Raw genomic sequence first — 8,721 nt, 5'->3', positions numbered from 1 at the left:
GAATGGCCGATACAGTGATGGTAAAACCGGACCTGAATTTTATTCGGGAATTGAAAGAATCCGGCGGAGATACACTGAAACAGTGCTACCAGTGTGCGACCTGCTCGGTGATCTGCCCGCAGTCTCCGGACGACAGACCTTTTCCCCGTAAAGAGATGATCTGGGCCGGATGGGGACTAAAGGACAAACTTGTCTCCGATCCGGATATCTGGCTCTGTCATCACTGCGGAGACTGCACGACTTATTGCCCCCGCGGGGCCAAACCCGGAGAGGTCCTGGGGGCGGTGCGGAAACAGGCGATCCAGCATTATGCGCCGGTGAAGTTTTTCGCACGGGCGGTCAACGACAAAAGTCAGCTTCTGAAGATCCTGGCTATTCCGGCCGTGATTCTCTTTCTTGCCGCCCTGGCGACGCCGGGGCTGAACAAGGCCCTCCCCCCCCATCTGATGCACAAGGGCGCATTCGGAACCTTTATCAACACCTGGCTGGTCGATATCATCTTTAGTTCTGCGGCACTCTTTGCACTCTGGTCTGCATTCAAAGGGATTACGAATATGTGGGCCGATATGAAGGCACATTCCCCGGAGCAGCCTTCGGGCAGCTTGATCAGCGGATTGAAGGATGTCATTGTGGAAGTTCTGGCGCATTCCAAGTTCAAGGAGTGCGATATCAATCGGGAGCGGGCCACGGCACACCAGTTGACACTTTATGCCTTCATCGGTCTGGCTGTGACCACGACCCTCGGTTTTATCATCATGTATTTTACCGGAGAAGAAACGCTCTTCGGGAAAATGCTCTTCATGGCGATGAAATTTATCGGGAATATCAGTGCGGTTGCGCTCATTGTGGGTGCCGGTTTGCTCTATCTCAACCGGAAGGCCAAGGACGAGAAGTCCGGCTTGGGAACCTATTTTGACTGGGGGTTTCTGACCGTTGTACTCCTCGTGGGGATCACCGGTTTGCTTGCGCAGATCTTCCGGTATATGGGGGTCGACAATCATGATCCGAATTTCGTGGCAAAGCTGACCTATTTTGTTCATCTGATGCTTGTTTTTTATCTCTTTGCCTATGCGCCCTATTCGAAATTCGCCCATCTTTTTTACCGGACGACGGCGCTGGTTTATGCCAAGATGAGTCATCGGCAGTAGTCAATCATACGCCTTATGGGCCGGCGGAAAGATCGATCTTTCACGGCATAGTCCTAAGACCCGCATACAAGGCGCGCAGGTTTTGAAGCGTGCGGCATATCTGTTTGTTTGCCGCAACGAACCGAAATCAGGTAAACGCAGTAGACGGGCTTATCGCGACGCCGTAAACATTTATGATAAGGAGGAAAGGTATGTCGAAGTTAGTACAGCCACACGGTGGTCAAGGACTGAAACCCCTGCTGCTTCAGGGGGATGAGCTTGCCAAGGCAAAGGAAAATGCAAAATCGCTGACCCAGATCCGGATCAGTTCACGGGAAACGGGCGATCTGATCATGCTCGGTATCGGCGGGTTTACGCCGCTGAATGGTTTTATGGGGAAGGCGGACTGGAAAGGGGTCTGTGAAAATTTCGCCATGGCAGACGGACTCTTCTGGCCGATTCCGATTACTCTCTCCACCAGTAAAGAACAAGCCGATACCCTCCAAGAGGGGGAGGAAGTTGCTCTTGTCGATGACGAGAGCGGCGAGTTGATGGGGACCATGGTGGTCAATGAGAAGTATGCCATGACCCGAACCGATAAGGAATTCGAGTGTCAGCATGTCTTTAAAACGACGGAGATGGAGCACCCCGGTGTGGCGAAGGTGATGGACCAGGGCGATGTCAATCTCGCCGGACCGGTCAAGGTCTTCAGCGAAGGAGATTTCCCGACGAAGTACAAAGGGGTCTACATGACGCCGGCGGAAACCCGCAAGATCTTCGACGAAAAAGGATGGAGTACCGTTGCCGCCTTCCAGACCCGGAATCCGATGCACCGGTCACACGAGTATCTTGCCAAGATTGCCATCGAGATCTGTGATGGTGTCCTGATTCATCAGCTTTTAGGAAAACTGAAACCGGGAGATATTCCGGCCGATGTCCGGAGCGAGGCGATCGGGACCCTGATTGACAAGTATTTTGTGGACGACACCGTCATCCAGGCGGGGTATCCCCTCGATATGCGCTATGCCGGACCGAGAGAGGCCCTGCTTCATGCACTCTTCCGTCAGAACTATGGTTGCAGCCATCTGATTGTCGGCCGTGATCATGCCGGAGTGGGCGATTACTACGGTGCCTTTGATGCACATCATATCTTTGACGAAATTCCCAAGGGGGCATTGGAGACTCAGCCGCTTAAAATCGACTGGACTTTTTACTGCACCAAGTGTGACGGGATGGCTTCCATGCGGACTTGCTGTCACGGCAAGGAAGACCGGATGTTGCTCTCCGGGACAAAGCTTCGCAAGATGCTTTCGGAAGGGGATGATGTTCCGGATCACTTCAGCCGTCCTGAAGTCCTGAAGATCCTTCGTGCCTATTATGCCTCCTTGACGGAGAAGGTGGAGATTAAACTGCACAAGGCTGCCACCGGCGAATAAAAAGACAATCTGTTTGTTTCACTGAATGCGGCCCGGCCGGGCCGCATTCAGTGATAGTTGAAACAGGTTTCTATCCATGTACAAAGGTATCCCACGTCTTGCATTGTGGACATTGCCATAAAATATTCTTCGATTCAAAACCGCACTCTTTACAATGATAAAATAGATATTTTGTTGAGAAAAGATGGGCCAGGATTCCCAGCTCTTTTTCAACTTCGGCACTGTTTTCCGCTTTCAGAAAGGCTTCCCCGAGTTTCTGGTGAGCTTCGATGCAGCCCGGTTGAGCCTTGATGATTTCCTGGAATTCGGCGATCGCATCCTGTAGATTCCCTTTTCGAAGATAATGGTCTCCCAGGACAAGCCGGGTCTGGAGATCTCCCGGGTTGCGAGCGATATTCTCCTGGTAGATCCGTTCCATCTCTTCATAACGTCCCAACTCGTAATAAGAACTTTCCAGCCGCTTGTAGGTGAGAAAGGCATACTCCGGCGTCCGTTCCGCGACCCCTTCCCAGATTTCAATTGCCTTGGTGAACTTTTTCTGTTCATGGTAATAATCCCCCAGGTGGAGGTAGGCATCGACGCACTTCGGATCGATCTGAATAGCTTTTTTATAGTTTCGGACGGCATCATCGAGCGCTCCCTGTTGTTGACACGATTTTCCTTTTTCCGTTTGCAGGTGAGCCAGCACCATTGTATCCTTTGCTTTGGTCAGTTTCTGTATCTGTTTTTCAATGTCGAAGGCTTTTTCCCAGCTTTTTTCTTCTTCGTAAATTCTTTCCAGATGACGGTAGGCGGGAAGGTGGCGCGGGTCCGACTGAATTACGGTCTGAAAGGTTTCGATCGCGCTGTCAAAAAGACCGGCTTTCTGATAATCGAGGGCCAGGTCAAAATAGGCCTGGATCTTGATTTTTTTATCCAGTGAAGGCCGGACGATAATACTCTGGTGAATCCGGATGGCTCGCCCCAACTCTCCCTTGGAACGGAAGAGGCTCCCCAGCCCAAGATAGACCTCGACCGTTTCAGAGTCGACTTCCACCATGCGGGTGAACTCCTCGATGGCCTTGTCATGTTCGTTGGAGAGGATATAGTTCAGACTTTTGTAAAAACTGGTCCTGCCCGGGGTATCCGATTTTGGTGTTCGCTTTTTTCCGGGAATCAGACGGCCGACAATGATCCCTCCTGCCAGGGCGAGACCGCAAAGCATGAGTGTATCCGTGGGCGTTGGGGTCATCTATAGTTCTTTCGCTGCGTGCGGTGCCGGGGGAACCGGGACCGGGGGCTTCTCTTTCTCCATGATCGGGATCTTGCGTAGAGAAGCCAGTTCCCCCTCCATGGATTTCTGCGTTTTTTTGAGGGCTCTGATCTGTCCTTTGAGCTTCAGCTTTTCATAGACGCTGATGAGCAGGGCTACGACCATTCCAATCAAGAGGGAGATCAGGAGAAGGAGAAAAAGGGGGACTTCGATAAAGTTTTGCTGCGTGTAGAAAAGACGGACATTTTCCATGTTGATATTGGAGAAAAAGAGGAGAATCAGAAAAACCAGCAAGCCCAGGATCATCTTGATGATGAGCATAATTCACTCCCTTTGAATGAGGTTTTTTCTCTGGAATGGGGAGTAGAAACCCCAGCGATGAAATGCAAGTTACCACATGCGGAATGAAAAGACAAGTGCGGTACAGGCACTCCAATGTCTCGACGGAGGGAGAAGGGAAGCGCCCTATCCGGGGACCTCTTCCTCTTTTCGGGGGTCCTCCTGCTGACCGATTTCGTATTTGCTTAATTTGTACCTGAAGGAGCGGAAACTCATGTTCAGAATGCGGGCGGCCTCCTTTTTAATCCCTCCGGCCTTTGTCAGGGCTTGTGTCAAGAGATCCCGTTCCAGGTCACGGATAATCCGGTCAAAGTCGATGCCGCTGTCCGGCAGGTCAACCTTTGGAGATTGTCCGAGAATCCGTCCTTCCATGATGTGACGGGGAAGGTGTTCCGTGGTGATCCGGTCTTTCTGTGAAAGCACCACCGATCGTTCGATGGTGTTTTCCAGTTCCCGGACATTTCCCTTCCATTCGTATCGGCATAACCGTTCCATACACTCTTCGGTGATGGTGAGCGTTCGATCGGGAGCGACTTTCTTTAGAAAATGGTTGACCAGGAGAGGGATGTCCTCCTTTCGTTCCCGTAGTGACGGGATCTCGATCGGAATGACATTCAGCCGATAATAGAGATCCTCGCGAAAGCGTTTTTCTTCCACGATCTTGTTGAAATCCTGATTGGAAGCGGCAATGATACGCACATCGACCTGGATGTCGTCGGTCCCTCCGATGCGTCGGAATTCCTGATTCTGTAGTACCCTGAGAAGTTTGACCTGCATCGCCGGCTCCAACTCTCCGATTTCATCGAGAAAGATGCTTCCCCCGTCGGCGACTTCGAAAAGACCCTTTTTGTTTTCCATCGCTCCCGTAAAGGCCCCTTGCTGGTAGCCGAAGAGTTCGCTTTCCAGCAGATTTTCCGGAAGCGCTCCACAGTTGATGGCAACGAAGGGGTTGTCCTTCCGACGGCTCAGGCGGTGGATGGCCTGGGCCACCAGGTCTTTTCCCGTTCCGCTCTCTCCGGTGATCAGGACATTGCTCTTGCTGTCGGCGGTTTTCCGGATAATTTCAAAAACCGATTTCATCAGAGGACTTCTACCGATGATACGGTCCAGGCCGTTACGGGCAAAGAGTTCCCGGCGGAGAAGGGCGTTTTCCTGTTCCAGGTCGATCTTCTTCAGGGCATTCCGGATGATCATTTTGATTTTGTCAACCTTGAAGGGTTTAATGATATAATCGAGTGCGCCTTTCTTCATGGCTTCGATGGCCGTATCGGTGGATCCGAAGGCCGTGATCATCAGGACGAGGGTGTCGGGTGAGATCTTTCGGACCTTCTGCAGAAGTTGCAGACCGTCCATCCCCGGCATTTTGATATCCGAAATGATCAGGCTGAAGATCCGTTCTTCAATCTGCTGTAGGGCCTCCCGTGCGTTGGAGGCCGTATGAACGGCATAGCCCTCCTTTTTCAGCAGAATGGAGAGGAATTCCCGCATGCTTTGTTCATCATCAACAATGAGAATCGAATGCATCTAAACCTCCTGCAAAACGGTTGTCGGCACGTTCTCCGGCAGATAGAGGTGAAAGCTTGTTTCTTCGCCGGGGAGGCTGACAACATCGATCCAGCCGTCATGTTGTTGCATGATCTGGTGGACAATGGCCAGTCCCAAACCGGTACCACCTTCTTTCGTCGTGTGGAAGGGGAAAAAGATGCGGTCTCGGATTTCGGGGTCGATGCCGCAGCCGGTGTCTGAGAAGGTGATCCGGATTATGGGGGTTCCTTTTTTTCTTTTTGCCAGCGGGCGGTCGCCTGCAATCTTCCGCCCGGAGATTGTGAGCGTTCCGCCCTCCGGCATGGCGTCAATGGCATTGACGGCCAGGTTCCATAAGACCTGGCGCATGGCTGTAGAATCAACATCCAGTTCCAGCTTATCCGGCAGGTTGACGTCGATCGAGAGGTTTTTCCGGATCCTCCGGTTGTATTGCAGCAGGGTCACTGTTTCGTCCACGAGATCCTTCAGCAGGACGTTTGACCGCTCGATCGGTTTCGGGCGGGCGTACATCAGGAAATTCCCGATCAGGTTATTCAGCCGGTCTGTTTCTTTCAGGATGATCTCCATCAGCCGCCGGTTGGCATCGTCGAGGTCCAGTTCGTCCTTCAGCATCTGAATCGATCCGCTGATGGAGGCCAGGGGATTCCGGATTTCATGCGCGATGCCTGCGGAAAGTTCACCGATCATGGCCAGTTGTTCGTTTCGTTTCATCTTTTTTTCCAGGGCCTTGATCCGGGTAAGGTCCTGGAAGGTGCAGAGGTAACCCTGCAATTCCTTTCGGTTGTTGCGAAGGAGTGACAGTGTCATCCCGAGGATCATCTCCTTTTTGTCATGATTCGTATAGGTGACTTCGAACCGGCGGAAGTCTTCCTGCGCTCCTTGTAAGGGGTTACGATGCAGATAATGGGTGATCTTTTCGAATGAGAAAAGTTCTTCCAGATTCATGTGCAACAGAGCGGATTTCGGAAGGCCCAGGATTTTCTCTGCGGAACGGTTGACCGAAGTGACACAACCGGACAGATCGGTCGTGATCAGACCGCTGGTAACACTCTGGATGATATTCTCGTTGAATGCCTGCAGGTCTTCAATATCGATCTTTTTTTCCTGAATTTCTTCGCCGGCTTTTTTCAGCCGATGGGCAAGCTGATTACTGAGAAACGCAACAACAAAGAATGAAAAAAGGTTCAGGAAGGTCCGATAGTAGATCCGGAGCGGGTCGAATGTTGTGCGGGTGATATGAAAGAAGGCGGCGCCCAGGGTGTTTATATAAAGGAGAGCCAGGTAGGAAAGGGCGCTGAGCAATGCCGCCGTGATGCCTCCCTTCCTGTAGTGCAACAGACTCCCGCTGATGATGGAGAGGAAATAGAGAAAGACAAAGGGACTTTCAATACCGCCGGTGATGTGGAGCACACCCGTGATAAAAACGATATCTCCTGCAATCTGGAGGTAGGCGAAGCGTACCGGATGACGAATCTGTTTGAAGAAAAAGGCGGACAAACCGGTCAGGAGGTACGCATATCCGATCAGGAAATAGAGCGAGGTAAAAGAGGAGATCACTCCGTTATGGGGGCTTCGCAGACTGACGAGGAGGGTGACTCCGAACAGAAAGGTGACCAGCGCAATCCGCATGAACATCAGCCATTTCAGGCGGCTGAAAAGGTCTTCCTGCTGAGGTGTTAATCGTGCAGACATGGGAATATCATTGTGTTCCGGCGGTTATGCCGCGAGGGGAAGGAAGTTCTTCCCCCCATGGCGGGAATCGTTATCCTGCCTGGGGGAGAATTAATGAATCATGTCTGCCATCCGGAAGACCGGCAGATACATGGAGACGACAAGAAAGCCGACGGTTCCCCCCAGGAAAACCATCATGATCGGTTCCAGCATGGAGGTCAGGGCGGAGACGGCATTATCCACTTCCTCATCGTAGAAGTCGGCAATCTTGCTCAGCATGGAGTCGAGGGCCCCCGTCTGTTCTCCCACGCCGATCATCTGTACGACCATCGGTGGGAAGACCTTGGTCTCTGCAAGCGGTTCGGAAATGGTCCGCCCTTCCTGGATGCTGGTACGGGTCTTCATAACGGCTTCTTCGATCACCTTGTTGTTGGCCGTCCGTGCAACGATGTCCATCCCGTCGAGGATCGGTACACCACTGCTGATCAGGGTCCCCAGAGTTCGTGTGAATTTGGCGACGGCGACCTTCCGGATCAGAGGACCGATCAGGGGGAATTTCAGCAGGACGATGTGGACCCCTTTTTTGAATTTTGAATTTCGCTTGTAGGTTTGGGAAAAGGTAACGACGAAGGCAAACAGCCCCATGATTATATAGAAGATGTTTGCTTTCAGGAATTCACTCATGGCAATCACGAGCCGGGTCGGAGCGGGCAGAACCCCCCCGAAGCCGGAGAACATTTTTTGAAAGACCGGGATGACGTAGACCATGATGATGACCACCACAATGACGGCAACGCTGACCACCGTTGCCGGATAGACCATGGCGCCCTTCACTTTTTTCTTCAATTTCATCGCCTTTTCAATGTATCCGGCCAAGCGGTTCAAGATGGTGTCTAAAATACCGCCGACCTCGCCGGCTTCCACCATGTTGACATAGAGGTCACTGAAAATGTTTGGGTGTTTGCGAAGGGCGTCGGCATAGGTGGATCCGTCTTCCACATCCTGCTTGACTGCGGAAATGACCTTGGCGAAGTTCTTGTTTTCCGTCTGTGCCGAGAGGATGTCGAGGCATTGTACCAGCGGAAGCCCGGCGTCGATCATGGTGGCGAACTGACGGGTAAAGATAACAATTTCGGCTTCTTTGACGCCGCCCCCCAGGCCGGGGATCTTGATTTCAATGTCTTTCGGTTTGGGTTTTATGGAGGTCGTACGGACACCCTGTTGGCGAAGGATAGCGACCGCAGCGTCGCGGGAAGCCGCTTCGATGACCCCTTTCTTGATCCCGCCGGAACTCGTTTTTCCTGCGTACTTGAAAACTTCCATGATTCATTCTCCTGAGTTTCTGGATGAT

The 8,721-nt window shown here is 52.1% G+C and carries 7 protein-coding genes; 2 read left to right on the top strand and 5 right to left on the bottom strand.

From position 1 onward, the window contains the following. On the top strand, window positions 1-1,148 hold a 1,148-nt coding region (locus tag GXP58_10725), incomplete at its 5' end, for a heterodisulfide reductase (protein NOY54071.1). A gap of 191 nt (window positions 1,149-1,339) precedes the next feature. Further along, a complete protein-coding gene (gene sat / locus GXP58_10720) occupies window positions 1,340-2,563 on the top strand; it encodes a sulfate adenylyltransferase (protein NOY54070.1) in 1,224 nt (407 codons plus the stop codon). Window positions 2,564-2,633: 70 nt separating this feature from the next. On the opposite strand, the gene GXP58_10715 is transcribed toward sat, so the two are convergent. The 5 genes from GXP58_10715 to GXP58_10695 form a co-directional block, all read right to left on the bottom strand. After that, window positions 2,634-3,794 carry a tetratricopeptide repeat protein gene (locus tag GXP58_10715; protein ID NOY54069.1) on the bottom strand — a complete coding sequence of 387 codons (1,161 nt, stop codon included), beginning with the start codon at window positions 3,792-3,794 and terminating at the stop codon, window positions 2,634-2,636. After that, window positions 3,795-4,136 carry a DUF1049 domain-containing protein gene (locus tag GXP58_10710; protein ID NOY54068.1) on the bottom strand — a complete coding sequence of 114 codons (342 nt, stop codon included), beginning with the start codon at window positions 4,134-4,136 and terminating at the stop codon, window positions 3,795-3,797. Between the two features lie 144 nt (window positions 4,137-4,280). Then, window positions 4,281-5,678, bottom strand: a complete 1,398-nt coding sequence (locus GXP58_10705) for a sigma-54-dependent Fis family transcriptional regulator (protein ID NOY54067.1) — start codon at window positions 5,676-5,678, stop codon at window positions 4,281-4,283. Further along, a complete protein-coding gene (locus GXP58_10700) occupies window positions 5,679-7,391 on the bottom strand; it encodes a PAS domain-containing protein (protein NOY54066.1) in 1,713 nt (570 codons plus the stop codon). Window positions 7,392-7,481: 90 nt separating this feature from the next. Then, complete coding sequence (locus tag GXP58_10695) at window positions 7,482-8,693, bottom strand: type II secretion system F family protein (protein ID NOY54065.1); 1,212 nt, start codon at window positions 8,691-8,693, stop codon at window positions 7,482-7,484. Window positions 8,694-8,721: the final 28 nt, after the last annotated feature.

It is taken from the genome of Deltaproteobacteria bacterium (genome assembly GCA_013151235.1).
Taxonomy (GTDB): Bacteria; CG2-30-53-67; CG2-30-53-67; order CG2-30-53-67; family CG2-30-53-67; genus JAADIO01.
Note: the sequence above shows the minus strand (reverse complement) of the source record. Positions and strands in the feature narration are given on the sequence as shown.